Raw genomic sequence first — 19,755 nt, forward strand, 5'->3', positions numbered from 1 at the left:
GGAAAGGGTCAGCTGTTGCCGAAGCCGAGGAACTCGAGCAACAGATTGCGGCGCGTGCGGCGGCGTTTGCGTTCGTCGTCGTCGCGGGCGGACTCGGTGCCGCTGGCCGTGGCCTGGGTCAGCGCGTCATTGGTCGGTACCGCGATCGGCGTGTTCACCGGCGTCTCGGCCACCGTGCCGCTGCGGTTGCCGGCGACGTTGATGTCGTTGGCGTTGACCAGGCGTTCGGCCCCGAGGAAGGCATTGCCCTTGGCGCGGATGCCGGCCTCGCCGGCATTGATCTCGCCGGTCGGCGCATACAGGTCCAGGTCGCTGCCGCTGCCCAGCACCGCAATGCCGCTGCCGCTGAAGGAGCCCGAGGCATCCAGCACCAGGCCGCCGTTGTCGAGCAGGCGCAGCACCGGCGGCGGGGCCCCGGTGACGGTCTTGGCGCCGCGGCCGGCATCGATATTGCCTCGCGAGGACCACATCAGCAGATCGCCACGGCCGAGCGTGAAGACGCGCGAGGCGTTGACCTCGAAGTCATCGCGCACGACGGTACTGACATGACCGCCGCTGACGGTGACGATGCCCAGATCCGACGGGCTCTTGGCCGTGCTGCCGACGATGTCGCCGGCATTGGCGCCACCGCCGGGGACCAGCACTGTGATGTCGGCCGCCTGCAGGGTCTTGATCTGGCTGTTCGGCATGCGCAGCTGGCCGGCCGGGCGCTCGCCGGGGAACAGCAGGTCGATCGCCAGATAACCGCTGCCGTAGCCGGCCCAGCGCTCGGCGCCATCCAGCTGCGAGGCCGCGCGGCCGCTCTTGCGCAGCTCGCCGACCAGCTGGCGGTTCAGCCAGGGAATCTGGCGCTCGATGCTCAACGCCTCGAAGGCCGCGGCCGCCTGCTCGGGGCGCACCGGCGTGCCACCGGCGCTCTGCACATAGGCGGCCAGCGCCTCCAGCTGCTTGGCATCGGACAGCGCTGCCAGGCTGACTGCGCGCGTCGCCGCGGGCTGTGTCGCCAGGCCCGCCAGCATCATCCGCAGCACCGCCAGGCCCTGTTGCTCGGCGCCCAGTTGCGCCAGCAGCGGCAGGGCCTGCTCGGGCGTCAGCGCCGACCAGGCCGGCTGTCGCAGGTCCGCATAGCTCTTCAGCGCCGCGTCCACCGCTGCGTCGCCGGGCGGCTTGCCCAGCAGGGCGGCCACGCGCAGCCGCTGCTCGGCCGCCTCGGGGCGCGCCGGCAGTCCGCGCAGATGGGCGGCCAGCCAGCCGTCGACCCGCGCGCCACCGAACAGTTCGCGCAGCGCCTCGATCTGCGCCACCGGTGTCAGGCGCTCGAAGCCCGGCCGGACGCCACCGAGCAGGCCGAAGGCACGGCCCAACTGGCCTTGCCAGCCGGACACGCCCAGCACATGGAAGCCCTGGCGTACCGCTTGCGCATAGTCCTCGCCGCCATCGGCCAGGCCGGCCACCACGGTGATGCCGGCGCCCTGTTCGGGCAGCAGCACGCTGTTGGACAGATTGCCTCGCGCCACCAGCCCCTTGCCGGGGCCCAGGTCCACGTCACGGCCGGCCAGCAGCAGCAGTTGGCCAGGACCGGCCAGGTCAACGCCAGAGGCGAGGCCGCCGAAGCGGATGTCGCGGCCGGCGCGCAGCAGGGTCTGTTCCTGCGGCCGACCTTCGGCAGGGCTCTGGTGCTGGACCGTCAGACTGTCGCTCACGCGCAGGTCGCGGCCGGCGCGCAGCTCCAGCGGCCGTGCGGAATACAGCGATGTGCTTTCGATCAGCAGGTCGCCACGCTGGGCCACGAAGCGGGCCGGCTCGCGCGTGCTCTGGTCCGGCCGCAACTGGCCGGCCGCATCCAGCACGCCCAGGCGCTGAGCCTTCATGAAAGCCTCATCGGGACGGAAGCCGAAGGGCAGCGGCGCATTGCCCAGCGCCGGCAGGTCGATGTTGGACAGGGTCAGCGATTCGCCGGCGCCCAGCCAGGTGCGTGCACCGGCCGGATCGGCGCTGTCGCTCCATTGCCGGATGTTGTTGGCCTGGATCGAGCCCTGCGGCGCGAGCAGGCGCAGATCGATGGGCAGCACGGCGCCCATCGGGTCGCCATTGATTTCTTCACCCGAACGCAAGGACTGCTGGGCTCCCGCGTAGGCGATGCTGCCGGCCGCGCTCTGCAGCAGCAGGCTGGCGCGCGTATCCAGGCCAGGCAATGAGAGGTTTTTACCCATGCTGTTGGCCGTAGCCGCATAGGCATGAGCCATGTTGCGCACACTGGCCAGGCGCAAATCCTGGCCGGCCTGTACCCGCACGGCCGCATCCTGGAACACCAATTGCAAGCCCGGTTCGAGGGTGGCGTCGACGCCGGCATCGTTGCGGATCGCGCCGCCGGCGCGCACATCGAGCAGGCCTCGGGTGGCCAGCAGCTGGCCGCTGACCAGGTTGCGTCCGGCGCTGGCACGCAGCGCGCCGCCACCGAAGCGAGCGAGTCCCGTGCCGTTGTTCGCCGTGGCGGTGGCCGCCACCGCCTGCGTGCTTGGCGCCATCGCCAACCCGCTGCCGGCCGCGGCCGCATGCAGCTGATGCAGGTCCCGGCCGGCCTGCACCGTGATGTCGCCGCCGCCGAAGCTGGCGATGCCCTGCGCAAAGAGGTCGCTGCGGGCGAACCAGGCGATGGCCACCTCGTTCGAGGAAGCGCGCCACAGCCAGTCGCTGACCGAGCGCTGCTCCGTGCCGTTGGCCACGCCCGCCACATCGCGGCCGGCCTTCAAGGTGATGCGGCCGCCGCCGGTGGTGAAGGGGCTCATGCCGCTGCCGTCCAGCTCGGTCGCCAGCGACTCCAGCACCGGCGCGTGGATGGTGGTCGGTACCGGATCGGGGTCTCCGGGTTCTTCCGGCTCCGGGGTCGGTGTCGGGGTGGGCGTCGGAGTCGGAGGAGGTGTCGGCGTCGGCGGTTTCTCGCCGGGCTTGGTTGGCGAGCCCGGTGGCGGCGTGGTGCCGGTGCTGTTGTCGCCGTTGCCGGGCGAGGGCCGTTCGGCGCTGGCGGTTGCCTGCACCAGCAAGGCCTGCCGCCGCACGTTTGAGAGGCTCCAGGCCTCGGTCGAAACATCTCCAGCACCACCATCGCTCGGCGGTTCGGGATCGGCCACCTGGCCCACCGGCGTGCCGGTCGTGTAGAGCTTGGCGCTGCTGTTGAGCAGGCGGATGTCGCGGCCGGCCATCACCTCGATCTGCCCGACGGTGCTGCGCACCGCGACCTCGGGCGCCGGTTGGCCGGGCCGGGCGGCCGCGCCGATCAGCACCGAGCCCTTGTCCTCGGCCAGGCGCTCCAGCCCCAGCAAGGCGCGCGGGTCGGCGCCGGCCAGGTCGGCGCCGGCCACCAGGCGGATGTCGCCGGCCAATGCGGAGGTGCCGATCAGCCGTTCCGGGTCGTTCGGCGAGGGTCGGAAACCGGTGGCGAGGCTGCTCTTGAGCAGCAGATTGCCGGCCGCGCGCAGGGTCAGCGCGGTCTCGGCCGCATGCGGGGCGCGTCCGGCCTGCGCCTTGCTCAGCACCGGCAGTTGCCAGCTCTTGCTCAGGCTCAGGTCGCCATCGGCGCGCACCTCGACTCCGGCGCGCACGCGCAGCAGGGCCTGCAGGCCGGCTTGGCCACCGGACGCCAGGCGGGCCGCGATGGCTTCGGCCGTCTGCTGGCGTTCGCCCATGAATTCGGCGTTGTCGGCCAGCACGCGCTCCAGGCCCAGGGGCTTGCCTGCCGGCGGCGGTGTCGGTGTGGGCGGCGTCGGTACCGGCGTCATGCCATCGACCAGGTCATTGACGCCGGTGTAGACCCGCACCGCTTCGACATCGAGGCGGGCTACGCCGCGCAGCTCGCCGGCGATCGGCGCGATGCGCACATCCTGGCCCGCGGTGCGTGCGGCGCGTAGCTGCACCAGGCCGGCGGCCGGTGTCGCACCGGGGCCGGACAGGTCGATCAGGCTGCCCGCCTGCAGTGCCAGTTGGCCCTGTTCGCTGTTGAGCCAGACACTGCCGGCCCCGTCGGCCTGCTGCTGGTGGCGTGCCAGCAACTGGGCACCATCTGCCAGCAGCAGATCATCGCGGGCGTTCAGGCGGATCTGGCCGCCCTGGGCGGTCGACGCGTCGAGTCGCCCGGCCACACTGAGGCGACCGGCATCGCTGCTCAGGGTCAGCGAGGCGGCGCGCAAGGTCGTGCCGGCCGCCAGATGCTGATCGCCCTGGCGGTTGCGTACCTCGATGGCTTGCGTGAAGGCCTGCGGGCCGGCCTGTGCGACCAGGGCCGCAACGTGGGCCAGATCCAGTGCGGCGCGGCTGTCCAGCTGCAGGCTGGCGCCGCGCTCGAACGAGGCCGCCGCGGCCAGCAGCTGGCCGTCCAGGCGCAGCGCCCCTTCGGGCGCGGCCAGGTTGAGGCGGCCGGCATCGCCGTCGCCGGCGGCCGAGACATCGAGCCGGCTGCCGGCCAGCAGGCGCAGATCGCCATGCTCGCTGATGGCGCGCAGGCTGCCGGCGGCGATGTCGGCGCGCAGCGTGTCGCCGATGCTTTCGCTGCGGCCGGCCACGCTGACGCGGGCCCGACTGCCGAACACCAGATCGGCGTTGGCGCCGCTGGCGCGCAGCTCCAGCTGGGCGGCCGGCAGGTCCAGGGTGGTGTCGAGGTTCAGGCGCTGCGTGCGCAGCGACAGGCGCGCCGCCGCGACCGCATCGGCCGCACCCGTCGCCGCCGGCTGCGCGGCCGGGGTCTGCAGGTTCAATGTCCCGCCGATGCGCCAGTCCAGCTCGGCGGCCCGCACCGGGCCGACGCCTTCGGGGCGTGCGGCCTTCAGCACCGGCGTGTAGACCTGCAGATCGGCTCGCTCCAGGGTCAGCTCGCTGCGGCCACTGAACAGCAGGGCTTGCTCGGCGCGAAGCTCGGCGCTGCTCAATTGCCAGTGCTGGCTGCCGTCCAGCAGATGCAGCTCACCCTGGCGGGCACCCTGGCCGCTGGCGGCCAGCAGCAGCCGGCCTCCGGCGGTGTTGGCCGCGCCGGCGGTGGTGCCCGCTCCGGTGCTGTTGCCGAGATCGATGCGGCTCGCATGCACCGTCGCCAGGCCATCGCCCAGCACCCGCAGGCCCGGTGCATCCAGGCTCAGCCACGCCAGGCCCGGTCCCCCCAGGCTGGCACCGGCCAGGAAATCGAAGCCCGCATAGCTGCGCAGCAGCAGGCGCTCGGCCCCGCCCAGCTGGGCCAGCAGGCCGGCCCCCAGCAGGGTGCTGTCGTCCTGCAGCGGCGCATTGCCGCCGATCTGCAGCCGTGCCACGCCCAGGCCGACATTGGCCGCCTGCAGCCGTGCGTCGCCGGCCAGCGTGCTGCGGCCGGTGGCGTCCAGCAGCAGGCTGCCGCCGGCCGCGCTCAGCGTGCTGCCCGCGCCGATTTGCAGATCGCCGCGCTTGCGCTCGGCGCCGCTGCGCGTCAGTCCGGTCTCGCGATGGCCTGAGACCAGCAGGGCCGCGCCATCGCCCTCCAGCTGCCAGTTGCGGCCGGCGGTCTTGGTGTCGGTCGCCAGCGCCTCGAGCTTGCTTCCCTGGCCCAGGGTGAGCCGGTCCCGAGCCGCCAGCAGCAGGGTCTGGGCCTGCAATGCCGCGGTCTCGGGCGCCAGCTCCACGGTGCTGGCACGCAGTTCCAGCAGCTCGGGTGTGGCCAGTTTCTTCGGCGTCGCTCCGATCACCAGATGCTGGGCGCCCAGCGCCGACAGCTGGCCCGGGTCCAGATGCAGGGTGCCGGCGCGGGCCGGGCCGCCGATCTGGATATGTTCCGCACCGAAGTAGGCGCTGCCGGCCTGGCCCTGCTCGCCCTTGGCACCCTGGCCCGCGTCGAAACGGGCCAGGCCGCGAATCTGAGCCTGCTGGGTGGCGACCACCAGGCTGCCGGCATCGCGCAGCAGCGCCGGCCGGGTGAGGTCCCGGCCGGCCGCCAGGGCCGGGAAGAATTGGTCGGCGTCGGCCAGCCGGATCTCGCTGGACTTGCGCGCCTGGGCGGCGCTGAGCAGCTGCCAGGTGCTGGTCAGGGCCTCTTGTTCGCCGCTGCCGATCAGGCCCAGTCGGGCGCCCAGCAGCAGGCTGCCGTCGTCGCGCCGGAAGCTGGTGCCCAGGGCCAACGGCATCGCGCCGGGGCCGGCCGGCCGCAGCAGCCAGGCACCGTCCAGCATCGCATAGCGGGCCGGCAGCAGGGTGTAGGTGCCGGCGGGAACCGGTGCGCCCTCGCCGATCGTGATCTGGCGCCCCAATGCCGGTGCGCCCTCGTCGGCCCGGGCCTGCGTGCCCGAGCTCTGCACGCCCGGCACGATGGCATAGGCGCCGTCCAGGCCGGTGAACACATCGCGCGAGCCGCCCGGGCCCGGCACGAACTGCCAGGCGCTGAGCTTGCCGCCGCCGCGCAGGTCCAGCAGCGCGCCCGGCGCCACATCGACCGCCGCCGCATTGAGCGCGATCGCCTTGGTCGGCGCCGCGTCCAGCACCGCACCGGCGTTGGTGCCGGGTGTGACCCAGCGTTCGCCCGCCCAGGTGCCGAACAGGAATTCGCGGCCGGCCGCGCTGACCGAGGTCTCGCTGCCCGCCAGCAGGCTCAGCGTGCCGCTGGCCTGGAACTCGATGCTGCCGGCCGGCGCGCGCAGCCGCCCGCCCTGCACGATGCTGGCGGCCTTCAGCTTCAGGCTGCCGCCGGCGCTCCAGGGCAGGGCCGGTGCCGCGCCGTCCGCCGCGGCGATATCGAGCCGGCGTTCGCCGGCGTCGATGCCGAAGACCGTGTCGCTGGCGGGGAAGATCTGGCGTGCCGTCAGCCGGGTGTCGGCCGCGCTCGCCAGGCCGCCCTGGTAGCCGCTGGCCGTGGCCACGCCCTGCAGGCGCAGGTCGCCGCCGCTTCTCAGGGTCAGGTCTTGCAGACCCTGGGTCACCAGGGGGCCGCCCAGCACCATGAACTCGCCGGCGTCCAGCGTCAGCGCGGCACGGCCCGCCTGGGCCTGGGGCAGGGGGCGTGCCGCGCCGCCACCGCTGGCCGGGGTGACGGGCGTCCAGCCGTTCTGCCACTCCAGCAGCGGCGCCGCCAGCCGCGCCTGGGCCTGGCCCTGCAGCTGCAAGACCGGCGTGTCGAGCTTGAGGCCGCGGGCCAGATCGAGATTCACGCCATCGGCGATCGCGATGCCCTCCTGGGCGGCCAGGCTCAGCTCGGCCACGCCGCTGCCTCGCAGCAGCGCGGTCGACAGCGAGGCGCGGCCGCTCAGGCCGGTCGGTGCCGGCAGCAGATCGGCGCGCAGCGTATCGCTGCGGTGCTCCTCGGTGCCGACCAGCTCCAGCTGGCGCAGCGCCGGCAGCCCTTCGACGTTCTTGGTCACGAAGCCAGGCACCAGGCGGACCGACAGCGTGCCGCCGCCCTGGCCCGCACCGCCTGCATGGGCCCGCAAGCTGCCTTCCAGCACCAAATCCTGGTTGGCACTGATGCTGAGCGTGCCGGCGCTGCTGGCCAACTGGCGCAGCCGCTGCGTCGAGCCGCCCGGGCCCTGCTCCTTGACCAGCAACGCGCCGCTGGCGCCGCTGATGTCGATCACCGCGCCGCGCTGCCAGACCAGGCTGGTGCCATGGGTGTTGTCGCCGCTGGCGCTCAGGCTGACGGAGCCCCCCCCCAGCACCCGGCCCAGGGGCTGACCCTCGGTGCCCGGCTGCAGCTGGCGCCGGCCGGCCACATCGATGCGGCTCTTGGCACCCAGCCACAGGTAATGCGGAATCTTGTCGGCGTCGGCGGCCTTGACGGCCAGGCTGATCTGGCCGCCGGGCGCCAGCAGCTCGCCATCCATCGCCAGCGCGGTGGCGGCCGACAGCGAGAGTTTGGCACCCGGCTCCAGCGCGATGCCGGCCCCCTCGGCCACGCTCAGCCGGCCCTCGGGCCGGCTGCCGCCCAGGCCGCTGGAGGCCAGGCTCAGCTCGATCGCCTTGGGCAGGCCCTGGCGTGGTGCGGCCAGGGTCATCAGCTCGTCGATCGGGCTGCCGCTGGGACGGCTGCGTGCCACCGCCTCGGCATGCCACAGCTGCTGGGTTGGCGCCAGCCGGGTGCCGGCCGTCAGCTCCAGCGCCCGGCGGCCATCCAGCGTGAAGCGGCCGAAGCCGCCCTGGCTGAAGAATTCGGTGCCCAGTACCAGGATGCCCGGGGCGGCCGGCGCCGCTGCGCTGCCGCCGATGCGCAGGCCGGGCGCCGTCAGGCTCAGGTGGCCGCCCTGGGTCATCGAGAAGCCGCGCAGCTCGCCGCCCAGCTCGAGCCGGCGCGCCGCGGCATCGTCGGTGAAGGTGCTGCTGCCGGTGCTCAGCGTGATCGATCCGGCGGCGCCGCCGCAGATCTGTCCGGCCGCGCAGCCGGCCAGGCCGTTGGCGCCGGCCAGCAATGCGCCGCCCGAGACATCGAGCCGGCTGGCCGCGCCCAGGCTCACGCCGGTGCCACCGGAGATCAACAGCGTGCCGCCCTTCAACGTCAGCGCGCCAGCCTCCGGGTCCAGCGCGGCATTGCTCCATTGGCCGGCCACATCCAGCTTGGCGCCGGACTTGAGCTCGACCTTGCCCTGCAGGCTGTTCAGCACCAGGCTGCCGGAGGCGCCGCGGATATCGGCATCGACGCCGATGCGGCCCCGCTCGGACAGCAGCTGCAGGCTGCCGCGTGCCGGCAGGTTCAGCGCCGCCTGGCTGGCGATGTTGCCTTCGGCGGCGATCGTGATGTTCTGGAAGCCGGCGCTCAGCAGCCTGGTGGCGGCCAGGCCCGAATCGCCCGGCAACGCGGCCTGGGGCTCGTCGCCCCGTAGCAACTGCTGCCATTGCGCCGCGTCCAGCGGCGCGAGCTCGCTGCCGCCGATGCGGAAGTTCCGCAGCACGGCGCCGGCATAGGCGTTCGCGCCGAAATCCGCGTGGTGGCGGCTGGCGCCGAGGTTCAGGCTGGCCCCGGCCGGCAGCGCATCCAGGCCGATGCGCTGGCGCCGGCCCAGGGTGCTCTGGCCCGACAGCGCGCCGTCAAGCCGCACCAGCGGCGCCACCACGGCCAGGCTGCCGCCGCGCGCGCCTTCGGTATAGCCGGCCTCCTGGCGTGCCGGCATCACCGTGCCGTAGCTGACGATCGGGCCCCAGCGGTCGAATCTGGCCTTGTTGGTGCCGGCGTTGCTGATCGCGGTGTAGAGCAGGTCGCTGGGCGCGTTGTTCAGGTTGTAGCTCTTGCCGCTGGTGCTGAACAGCTGGGTCGGGCGCACCTCGGCATCCAGGTAGCGCAGCAGGCCACCGTCGACCGCGAGGCGCGATTCGGCATGGGACAGCACCGCCTCGCCGGCCAGCAGCTTCAGGCTGCCGCCCTGGGCCATGCGCTCGCTGGCGCTGCGCTGCTGGGCGCGGCGGTAGTTGTCCAGGCTGCCCAGGATCAGCGAGTCCTGGCGCGTGTCCAGGGTTACCTTGTTGCGGTAGAGCAGGCCTTCCTTCTGCAGCGGCGCATCCTTCAGGTCGTTGCTGCCCAGCAGCTCGGTCGTGACGAAATGGCGCGCCACGCTGAGTTCGGCATTGCGGGTGCCCGACAGGTCGATGCTGGCGCCGGCATCGATCAGGATGCGGCCACCCCCGGGGGCGAGCGCCTCCTTCTCCAACAGGCCGGCGCGGTAGTCGGGCTTGCTCAGGGCGCGCAGGCTGGCCTGGGCGGCCGGTGCAACGATGCTGGCTCCGCGCTCCAGGATGATGTTGCTGCCGGCCAGGTCCAGGCGCGAGCTGATGAAGCCGGCGTTGTCGTCCGTGCTCAGGGCCTTGCCGTCTGCGCCCTGGTCGGCCGCGTCGATCCTGATGCTGCTGCCGGCGCCCAGCCGCAACTCGCCGCTGACTCGCGCGCGCTTGTAGAAAATGTCTTTGGTCTCGAAGGCCTCGACCACTCCCCCCTGGGCCAGCAGCAGCACCGAGCCGTTCTGCGCGACGCTGGTGCTGGCGCTGATGCGGCCCGACTGGTTGACCGCCATGCCCACCAGTGTGGTGTTGCCGCGCGGGGTGTGGATCAGGCCGCCGGCCTCGTTGGCGACCCGGCCGTCGCCCGCGCTGCCCAGCTTGTCGCGGCCCACCTCGACCAGTAGGCCGCGCAGCGCCGGCACCGCCGGGTTGCTCTCGGCGGCGTAGAGCGGCTCGGCGGTGGGCAGCTTGTAGTAGACCTCGGCGCCGGCACCCAGCACCACCTGGCCGCCCGGCGCGCTGAGCGTGCCGGCGTTCTGGACATCGCGCGCGAACAGGAAGATGCGGCCGCCCTCGGCGGTCTTGATCTCGGCGCCCGCGTCGACGTGAACGAAATTCTTGCTATTGATGAAATCGCCGGCGGCACCATCGAAGCGGAAGGCCGGAGCGGCGCCGGTGATGTTGGCGACGAAGCCGTTTCGGTAGTCCTCTTCCCTGGGCTTGAGCGCGGTGGCGACCAGGTTGCCGACATCGACGCTGGCGCCGCGGCCGAACAGGATGCCGTTGCGGTTGTAGATCAGCACCTCGCCGCCCTTGGTGGCGCTGAGCTTGCCGAAGATCTGGCTGGGGGCCGTGCCGTCGACCCGGTTCAGCGCGCTGGCGCCGGCCTGAGCCATGTCGAAGGTCACCGAACTCTCGGCGCCGATGTCGAAGCTGGCCCAGTTGTAGATGGCGCGCGCGCTGTCCTGCTGGATGCGCATGTCCTGGCCGCCGCGCGCGTTCGCCGTGGTTTGCGGCGCATTGCGCGGCCCCTGCCCATAGACCCGCCAGCCTGCCGCCGGCTTGGGCACGGCGTTCACGGCGGGCGGCACCGACACCCGCGTCTGCGCCGGCGAGCTCAGCGGCATCGCCATGGCCAGGGCCGCCACCAGCGGATGCAGCAGCCAGCGGCGGCTGTGGTGGGCGTTCGGGCGGCGGGCGGCGGCGAGGCTGTGGAGCGATGACATGGCGTGGACTTCTTCGGTCGGGCGATCGTTCGGGCGAAAGGGCTGCGGCTCAGAAGCGCAGCGCGGCGCGCAGATGCAGGTGGTCCTGCGGCGCGCGGCGATTCGGCAGGTCGCGGTGGCGGCGGCCCCAGTCGAGGTTGAGGGACAGGCCGGTGCTCAGCGCCAGCCGCAGGCCGACGCCGCCGGACAGCAGCGGCACGCGGCGTTGCTGGCCCGGTTCGGGGTCGAACAGGCTGGCGGAAGCGGCATCGGCGAACAGATGCAGGCCCAGCTCGCTGAAGGGCGGCAGGTTCGCGCCCTCGAAGGCGCGCAGCAGGGCCGGTGCGTAGTTGCGGCTGCGCAGCTCCAGCGAGCCCAGCCAGCCGAAGTCGCCGGCCGCCACGCCCTCGTAGTAGCCGCGCACCGTGTCGGCGCCACCCAGCGAGAAGCGCTCCGAACTGGGCAGCGACTGGGTGGCCAGCTGCGCGCCGAAGCGCGCGGCGAGCTCCACCGGCCCCAGGCGCTGCTGGCCGCGCCAGTCCAGCTTCAGGGTCGAGAAGCCGCCATCGGCGCCGCGGTTCTTGCAGGCGAACTGGTCGTCGCGCACCACCGTGCCGTCGGCCAGCTGGCAGTCGATCTCGCGGTAGAGCAGGCGGCGCAGGCCTATCGTCGCGGTGAGGCCGAGGTTGTGCTGCGAGGTCGGGCCGAACCAGGTGCCGTTATAGGCCGCCTGCAGCGGCATGTAGCGCAGCGGGTTGGCGCTCAGCGCGGCGGCGCCCGCGCCGCGACCCAGGCTGACGTTCTCCTTCAGGTCCTTGAAGTCCAGCCCCAGGCTGAGGCTGTGCACCGATTCCGCCAGCGCGCGCGACAGGCTGTAGCGCAGGCCCAGGGTCACGCCCTTGCCCAGCACATTGACGCCGCCCAGGCTGTCGACATCACTGCTGGAATTGACCGCGGTGAAGGTCAGGGCGTCGCCATCGGTCAGCGGCACGGTGTAGTTCAGCACCACGATGCGCGACTCGCGGCTGTGCATCGGCGCGCCCATCAGGGTCAGCGCGATCGCATGGTCGCGCTGCAGCAGGTTGTCGTAGCGCAGATGCAGCGCGGCGCGCAGCGGATCGGTGTCGGCCGAGGCGGCATTGCTGAACTCGATGCTGCCGGACAGCGGCAGCTTGTCCTCCACCTTCAGCTCGGCCTCCACCGTGCCGGGCTGGCGGCCCGGCCGCAGCACCGGCTGCACGCGCCGCTCCTCGCCGCGGCTGAGCGCCGCCAGCTGCTGCTGGACGAGATTGAAGTTGGGCACCTGGCCGGCCGCCAGTTCGCCGACCGCCGCGCGGATGCGGCCCTGGGCGTAGTAGCGCGAACCGGTCACCGCCAGGCGCTCGACCCGCCCCTCCAGCACCGCCAGCCGCACCACGCCACCTTCGACGCGTTGCTCGGGCACGTCGACGAACACGGTCAGGTAGCCTGCGCCCTGGTAGGCCTTCTCGAGCGCGGCACGCGCCGCGTCGACGTCGGCGATGCTGCGGCCCTCGCCCAGGAAGGGCAGCACCGCCGCCTCGATCTGCAGCTCGGAGAGCCGGGTGTTGCCCTCGATCTGGAACTCGAGGATGTCAAAGCGCGGGGCTGCGGCGGCTGCATCGGTGGCGGCCGCGGCCTGTGGCGCACCCGGCTGGGCCAGCGCGGGCAGGCTCAACGCGGCCGACAGCAGCAGCAGGGCGGCTGCGGCGGGACGCGCAGGCGGCGGCGACAAAAAAAGCAGGGGCCGCACCCGCTCGCCGCGGGCGCGGAACGTGAATTTTTCCATGGTTTCAGTGTGGCGGCCGCCGGTGAAACGGCGGTGAACCGCCATGGGTCGAATGGCTCATGGCGGTGGGTGGCGCGACGCGGCCGCGCCGTTTGGCTTCACTTCACTTACTTGTAACGCCGCAGTGGCGTGCAGCTCTTGAGCGCGCCACGTGCGGTGGCCGAGACAAAGCTGCGCGTCACCGGGTCCAGGTCTTCCCAGGCCATGCCTGAACTGAAAGAGGGGTGCGCCAGATGCCCCTCCTGCAGCTCCGGATGCCGCGCGGCCAGGGTGGCCGGCGCGCCCAGGCTGGCGCGCAGGTCCCGCAAGAAGGCTAGCTTGGCGCCCGTCGGCGCATTGGCGCCGGTCTTGGCCCACAGCATGGTGGTCGCGTAGAACAGCGGGTATTCGCCCTCGGCCGCCGCCTGGCGGCGTGGCGCGGCCTGGCTGAGCTTGACGAAGCGGTAGCCCTGATCCAGCCATTGGCCGTTGACCCAGGAGCGCGGCGCGTTCTCGCGCGCCAGGATGCCCAGGCCATAGGCCCCTTCCAGCCCCTCGACGCCCTCGCCCAGGCAGCTTTCCAGCTCGCCCGCGCTGTCGACCGCGCGGATGCTCAGCATGCCGGTGGCGCCGAAGGCTCCGCCGCCCTGGTTGGATGGGATGTAGGCCGATGTGCCATTGCAGGGATTGCTCGCAAAATGCACATTGCTGACCGCCTGGGTGCCGTTGCCGGCCTTGTAGCGGCAGATATTGAGCTTCTTGCTGTGGATGGCCGCATCGACGCTGGGTGGTATCAGCAGGTTCCAGCCCTTCTTCTGGGCGAGGCTGCCCAGCAGCTGGGCGGTCAGCGCGCCGCGCATGAAACCCTCGGGCAGGCTGGGCATGGCCTCGGGCGTCTCGTCAATCTCGGCGGCCGCGGTGTCGACCAAGCCCTGGGCCTTCTGCAGCGCCAGGTACAGGCGCTTGTTGACCGCGACGCCATAGAGGGTCTGCACCAGTTCGTGGGTTTCCAGGTTCTCGGTGTTGCGACCCGCGCCATAGTTGATCGACGCTTCCATCAGCGATGGCTCCACGTCGGAGAAGCCCGCATCGGCGAGGGCCGGCTGGGTCGTCGTGCAGAGGTAGTCGGGCCGGCGCACATCCTGCTGTTGGCCTCCCGGCTGCGGCGCCAGGCCGCTAGGCCGGCAGCCGGCGGCATCGACCCTGAGGTGCTGCTGGTTCGCATCGGCGGTGAGCAGCGGCGCCACGCCCTGCTGGGCGTCGCCGAGGTCGCGCTTGCTGAGCAGCAGCGGCGTGCCCGGGCCCCAGTCGCCCATCGTGGTGTTCAGGCGCAGCGCATAGGCACGGTGCTGATGGCCCCGGGCGTCGTTGAAGAAGTAGACGGAAAAACTGCCCGGCTGGGCCAGTTGCTGCAGATGCCCACCGATCAGCAGGCGCAGCGAGGAGGCGCCGCTCAGGCGGATCTCCTGCAGGCGCCCGGCGGCACGCTCGGCGCTCACCTCGGCCGGGCTCAGGGCTCGGGCGGCCGGGGCGGCGAACAAGGCGGCCGCCACTGCGGCCAGGGTGAGCGTGGTCTTGAGGAAGCGGGGCGGCCTGTGAGTCGCGGACGGTTTGACGATGACCGTGGGTGCTGACGTGCTCATGAATGACATCCTCCCTGGATGTGTGGTTGGTGGTGACGAAACTGGGTCTGGTGGCTACAGGTCTTTGCCTGTTCATCCACCCATCAATCCATCCATCTACTTGCCCGTCCGCCCGCGCCACAGCCGCCACCACCGGCCTTGACCGGTGGTGGCTTCGCTCATTCACTTCTTTCTCATTTTTGCGGCTGATCTGCAGCGGCAGCGGCAGCGGGGCAGCTCGGCGGGCAAGCGCCGCCTTGTTCTCTAGACCAGGTCTTCGCGGTGAAGATGGCGCCGGCGCGCCTGCAGCGCGGCCAGGCCGGCCAGGCCCAGGCCCAGCATCAGCCAGCTCGATGGCTCGGGCACAGCCGAGACCGTGGCGCCGCCATTGGGCGTCCAGCCGGCGAACTCGCCGGCCGGGGCGGCGATGAAGCGGGTGCTGTTGTTGCCGATGACACCGGCGGCGAAGTCGGTGCGAGCGCGGCGCTGCAGGCCCAATGCCGTACTGACCTTGGTGACGGCCGTTTCCTGCGTGTAGCTCAGGATGTACTCGCCCTTGGCATTGACGGCCAGGCCCCAATAGCCGTCATGGCCGGCGTTGTCGAACTCGTCGACGAGGAGCGGTCCGTACATGTCCCCATTGCTCGATGTCGCGTAGTAGAACCAGGACGAGTTGCCGATGCGGTTCATCGAGTCGGGGCCACCTCCCTTCCACGTGCCATCCTTGAGAACGGAGTCGCCGCCGAAGAAGCCTGGGAAGTTCTCGAACTCGACGCTGGAGCCATTGACCTGGAAGTCGGCTTCGGTCAGGTTCGTAAAGTCGGTAACACCCGGCCTGTAGTGGCTGTTGTTTGGATTGGTGCCATTAGAGCCCCCGGGGCCGACCGCCCAATTTATTCCACGTAGGCCGGTGACGCCTGCGAAATTGTCCACGGCGTCGTTGAACTCTTGGTTCTTGAAGGTCCCGCCTCCCTTGAGCAGGGCCCAGTTGGGATTGACGGTGCCTGCAGCCGTCTCATGCCGCAAGGTGGTGAACGCAAATTTCTCATGGGGCTCGAACCCGAAGCCGATTCCGCCCACTCCGTAGATCCCCCAGCGCTGGTTGGCCTTCTCGGTCGAGACCGACGAAAAAGTCTGGAAATTGGGGTCGCTATTCAGCGGGTCGAAGAACTTCTGGTAGCCCGCGTCCTGCTGGGCATAGGTAAAGAAATTGTCCTTCTGATCCTCGCCCTCGATATAGGGCTTGGCCGTCAGGCCCAGGTCCTTGGTGTACTGGACCTTGGCGACCGGATCGTAGATGACGAGGAACAGCTCGGGGAACGATGCGGCTTCGGGATTGACCGCGCTGGAGCCGGAGCGAATCGCGGCCCCGGCCGTGCCACCGATGAGCAGGGCCGCGGCGGCCACGGCGGTTCTTCGGCGCAGGAGCCTCGGCGTGAGACGGGGGACAGGCGACAAGGGCTTCATGGTGGGTTCGATCCTCAAATCAAATCGGTTCGGTTCAAGTTTCGGCGGCCGCGGATCGCCTTCTTGCAAGAGCAGGTAAAAAGAGCCCAGGGGTGCGATGACCCCTGGGCCGGCTGCGGCTCTAATCCTTAACAGCCGCGCTGAATGACCTGCTGTTTACTTACTTGGCCATGCGCACCGGGGTGCAGCTCTTCGCGGCGGCGCGGGCGGTGTGCGAGGTGAAGGCCTTGACCTCGGGCGCCAGGTCGTCCCAGGCGGTGCCGGCCGGGATGGTGGCGGGCGTGGCGACCAGGCCGGCCTGCAGGTCCGGGTCCAGCTGGGCCAGCACGGAGGCCTTGCCGATATTGGCGCGCAGGGTCTTCAGGAACTCCAGCTTGTCGCCGGTCGGGGCGTTGGCGCCGCTCTTGGCCCATTGCATCGTCGACTCGGTGACGAACTCGTAGCTGCCGTTGATCACGTTTGCGCGTTCCGGGGCGACGCCGCTGAGCTTGACGAAGCGATAGCCCTTGTCGCCACCGTTGGCGCGCGGGTTGTTCTCGCGGCCGATCACGCCCAGGGCGTAGGCATCGCCGGCAGCATCCTGCGCCGTCTTGCCCAGGCAGTCCTCGACGTTGCCGGTGCTGGCGCCGGCCACGATGGTCAACGCGCCGGTTGCGGAGATCGCGCCACCGCCGGCGTTCGACGGGATGTAGGCGCTAGCGCCGCCGCAGGGGTTGTTGGCGAAGTAGGCGTTGGAGGCGGCCTGGGTGCCCGAGCCTGCGGTGCGGCGGCAGACGTTGACCTTCTTGCTGTTGACGGCGGCGTCGACCGAGGTCGGGATCAGCAGGTTCCAACCCTTCTTCTGGGCGTTGCTGCCCAGCAGCTGGCCGGTCAGCGCGCCGCGCACGAAGGTGGCGGGGATGCTGGGCTGCTTGGCTGCGTCCTCGTCGATGTCGTTGCCGCTGACCAGGCCCTGGGCCTTCTGCAGGGCCAGGTAGAGCTTCTTGTTGACGGCCACGCCGAACACGTTCTGCACGAAACCGGCGGCGTCGAGGTTGTCGACCGCGCGGTTGGCACCGGCGTTGATCGGGGCTTCCAGCAGGGCCGGCTCGACGTCGGACAGGCCGGCGTCGGCCAAGGCACCGGCGGTGCCGGCGCAGGTGAAGGTGGGCTTCTGGATGTCGGTGGCCGGCGAGGCGTTGGCGGTCGCGACGCAGGAAGCGTCAACCACCATATGGGCCTGGGTCGCATCGGCGGTGATGATCGGGCCGACGCCCTGGCCGGAGCCGCCGGCGTCGCGCTTGGTCACCAGCACGGCGGTGCCGGCGGGCCAGTTGCCGACCTGCACGGCCAGGCGGAAGGCGTAGGCGCGGTGGTTGGCGCCGGCGGCGTCGTTGAAGTACACGTCCAGGGTGGTCGGGTTGGCGACTTCCTGCAGATAGCCACCCAGAGCCAGGCGCAGGGCCGAGGCGCCGGCGATGCGAACTTCCTTCAGGTTGCCGGCATTGCGCTCGGCGACGACTTCGGCGGGGGTCAGGGCTTGCGCCGAGCCCAGGGCGGCCAGCGAGGCCAGGGCGATGACGGTGTTGCGGATCTTCATGATGATGGTGCTTTCAAGAAAGATGATGCAGAGGTTGATTCCGGACAAGGCTCCGCCCGCGGCGCTCGTCAAGAGGGCGCCGGGGAGAGGGACCTTGGGATCAGTCGGTCGTCTTGATCAGGCCTGGCGGCGGCGCGCCATGAAGCCGACGGCGCACAGGCCGGCCAGCAGCAGCGCATAGGTGCTGGGCTCGGGCACGGTGCTGGCAGCGATGATGTTGTTGCTGTCGAAGGTGACCGTGGTGCTGGCGTTGGCGAAGGAGGAGGCCAGGACCAGCTCGTTGATGTCGGCGCTGGACGAGGTCAGGTAGGCCATCTTCAGGCTGCTGCCGATCGAGCCTTGCTGCTTGTAGTAGCCGGCGAAGTCGACATAGCTGCCCAGATAACCCTCGGTGCCGGCGGCCTGGGCCAGCTCGATGTTGGCAGCGCCGGTGCCGGCGGCGATGTCGCTGACGGCGAAGATGTTGGCGAAGTTGCCGACGGCGTCGTTGAATGCCTGGTTGGTGACGCCGTTGACGGGTTGGTTGGCGGCCACGGTGGTGAAGGCGTTGATCTCACCGGGTTCGAAGCCGAAGCCGATCGGGTTGGCGGCGATCACGCTCCACTTGGTGTCGCTGCCACCGAAGGCCAGGAACTTGTTCCACTCGGCGCCTTGCACCGAGATGTTGAAGTTGCCGTTGGCCTGGAAGGCGGAAGCGGTGATGCCCAGGTCCTTGATGAAGGAGCCCTTGGCGTTGCTGGCGATGAACACCAGCTCGGACTCGCCGAACACGCCGTTCTGGCCGGTCTTGATCTCGGCGAAGGCCGAGCCGGTGGTGGCCAGCAGGGCGGCCAGGGCGATGGTCTTGAATTGCATATGTGATCTCCGATCTATGAACTTGGCTGGGATGACTAATTGCTTGTTGCTTGATTGATAGATAGTCGAACGAAGCCCGCAGCGAACTCCCTCCCTCATCTATCCCTCGCTTCACCGCCTGGGCGGCCGCTGCCAGGGCGCAGCGGTGAATGCTGCGACTGGAGGCGGGCTTGGGCGTCGGGGGCGAGTGCTGGGCAGCGCCCCCGGCTCTAAAGAACGACTGTTGTCATTTCGACAGGAGGACTTTCGCAGTCGACGGTGACAGGCGTTGGAGGCGCCGTGAAGGGCTTTGCAGCCCTTTCGGACTATGACCCTAGGTCCAGCAGTTGACCGTTTGCCCCTCCTCGACGGTCTTGGCAAGTCAGTGTCTTGGTGTCTTTGGATATGTTGTTCACCACTTCGGTGATGAATGAACACTGCGAACCCGCTGGTCTGGCGCTTCGGGCCGCTGGCGGTGTTGCTTCTCCTCGTGGGCAGGAGCCCACTTCGTCGTCGCGCCTAGCCCGCGACCCGCCTCGCCAGCCCCTCGGGCTCGCCCAACTGCCGGATCTAGGGTGACCCTCAGCGTTTAGGCGCCTCGAACAGCGCCAGGCCCGGCAACTGGTGGTGGTCCAGCAAGTTGAGCGTCATCGCGCAGGCCACGGCCTGGGCGCGGTTGCTGGCCCGGAGCTTGCGCAGGATCTTCTGCACATGGTTCTTCACCGTCAGCGCGCTGATGCCCAGACCCTCGCCGATCTGCTGGTTGCTCTTGCCTTCGCGCAGCCAGGCCAGGATCTGGCGTTCGCGTTCGGTGATGCCGGTGGGATGCGCGCCCCGCTGCGGCTGCATCGACGGCATGGGGCTGAGCTCATGCTCGAAGTTCTGCACGCGCTGCCAGGTCGCATGGATATGCGGCAGCAACAGCTCCAGATGGCGGCATTGCGCCGGCGTGGCTTGAGCGCCGACGCGCGCGAACACGTAGAAGCCCTCGATCTCGCTGGGGCGCTGGGGCCGCGACAAGCCGTGCACCAGCATGTCGCCGACACCGGCGTCGATGAGCACCTGGGTGTCCGGCGAGACGCCGTCGTCGGGCGCCATGATGCCGGTGCTGACCGGCCGGCAGCGCGCCTGCAGCCAGACCAGCTGCAGCCGCTGCATCAGGGGGCTGGTGTTGCGGCTCAGCGCCGACAGCAAGGCATCGGGCAGCGGTACGGTGTTGAAGACATCGAACACCAGCTCGCGCGCCGCGCGCTTGTAGGCGCCGCAGATGGCCAGCTGATGCGGCAGCAGCGGCTGCAGATGGCTCTGCATCCAGACGAAGAACTGGTAGCGCCGCCGCACCTCCAGCGCCGAGTCCGCCGCCCGCATCAGGGCCTCGGCCTCCAGACTTCCTTTTGTCGTCAAGATGCCGCTCGGGTCAGGATTGCTCATGAAAACATGGATGCGGTTGAGAACAGGGCAGAGCGGGCCGGCAACCAAGCCATGTTGCCGGCCGCCGCTGCGAACGTTGCGCAATGTAAAGCGCGTGGATGACCCTGCGTTGAAGGAATTTGC

Annotated in this window: 7 protein-coding genes; all 7 read right to left on the bottom strand. The window is 70.5% G+C overall.

What is annotated here, in order from left to right; genetic code table 11:
- Positions 1-8: 8 nt before the first annotated feature.
- On the bottom strand, positions 9-10,934 hold the full coding sequence (locus tag G8A07_RS09160) for a filamentous hemagglutinin family protein (RefSeq protein WP_195796710.1): 10,926 nt from the start codon (positions 10,932-10,934) through the stop codon (positions 9-11).
- Between the two features lie 49 nt (positions 10,935-10,983).
- Positions 10,984-12,720 carry a ShlB/FhaC/HecB family hemolysin secretion/activation protein gene (locus G8A07_RS09165; protein ID WP_195796711.1) on the bottom strand — a complete coding sequence of 579 codons (1,737 nt, stop codon included), beginning with the start codon at positions 12,718-12,720 and terminating at the stop codon, positions 10,984-10,986.
- A gap of 107 nt (positions 12,721-12,827) precedes the next feature.
- A complete protein-coding gene (locus G8A07_RS09170) occupies positions 12,828-14,342 on the bottom strand; it encodes a hypothetical protein (protein WP_195796712.1) in 1,515 nt (504 codons plus the stop codon).
- 243 nt (positions 14,343-14,585) lie between these two features.
- Positions 14,586-15,788, bottom strand: a complete 1,203-nt coding sequence (locus G8A07_RS27820; RefSeq protein ID WP_249937276.1) for a PEP-CTERM sorting domain-containing protein — start codon at positions 15,786-15,788, stop codon at positions 14,586-14,588.
- A gap of 160 nt (positions 15,789-15,948) precedes the next feature.
- Positions 15,949-17,367, bottom strand: a complete 1,419-nt coding sequence (locus G8A07_RS09180) for a hypothetical protein (RefSeq protein WP_195796713.1) — start codon at positions 17,365-17,367, stop codon at positions 15,949-15,951.
- A gap of 117 nt (positions 17,368-17,484) precedes the next feature.
- Positions 17,485-18,222 (bottom strand): PEP-CTERM sorting domain-containing protein, encoded by a 738-nt coding sequence (locus tag G8A07_RS09185; RefSeq protein ID WP_195796714.1) that lies wholly within the window; start codon positions 18,220-18,222, stop codon positions 17,485-17,487.
- 561 nt (positions 18,223-18,783) lie between these two features.
- On the bottom strand, positions 18,784-19,605 hold the full coding sequence (gene epsA, locus G8A07_RS09190; RefSeq protein WP_195796715.1) for an XrtB/PEP-CTERM-associated transcriptional regulator EpsA: 822 nt from the start codon (positions 19,603-19,605) through the stop codon (positions 18,784-18,786).
- Positions 19,606-19,755 lie beyond the last annotated feature (150 nt).

Origin of the sequence: Roseateles sp. DAIF2 (assembly GCF_015624425.1) — a bacterium.
Taxonomy (GTDB): domain Bacteria; phylum Pseudomonadota; class Gammaproteobacteria; order Burkholderiales; family Burkholderiaceae_C; genus Kinneretia.

Bases quoted from the DNA above. Each gene is read 5' to 3' on its own strand.
- G8A07_RS09160 (WP_195796710.1), bottom strand. From the start codon at position 10,934: ATGTCATCGCTCCACAGCCTCGCCGCCGCCCGCCGCCCGAACGCCCAC.
- G8A07_RS09180 (WP_195796713.1), bottom strand. From the start codon at position 17,367: ATGAAGATCCGCAACACCGTCATCGCCCTGGCCTCGCTGGCCGCCCTG.
- G8A07_RS09185 (WP_195796714.1), bottom strand. From the start codon at position 18,222: ATGCAATTCAAGACCATCGCCCTGGCCGCCCTGCTGGCCACCACCGGC.
- G8A07_RS27820 (WP_249937276.1), bottom strand. From the start codon at position 15,788: ATGAAGCCCTTGTCGCCTGTCCCCCGTCTCACGCCGAGGCTCCTGCGC.
- G8A07_RS09165 (WP_195796711.1), bottom strand. From the start codon at position 12,720: ATGGAAAAATTCACGTTCCGCGCCCGCGGCGAGCGGGTGCGGCCCCTG.
- G8A07_RS09170 (WP_195796712.1), bottom strand. From the start codon at position 14,342: ATGAGCACGTCAGCACCCACGGTCATCGTCAAACCGTCCGCGACTCAC.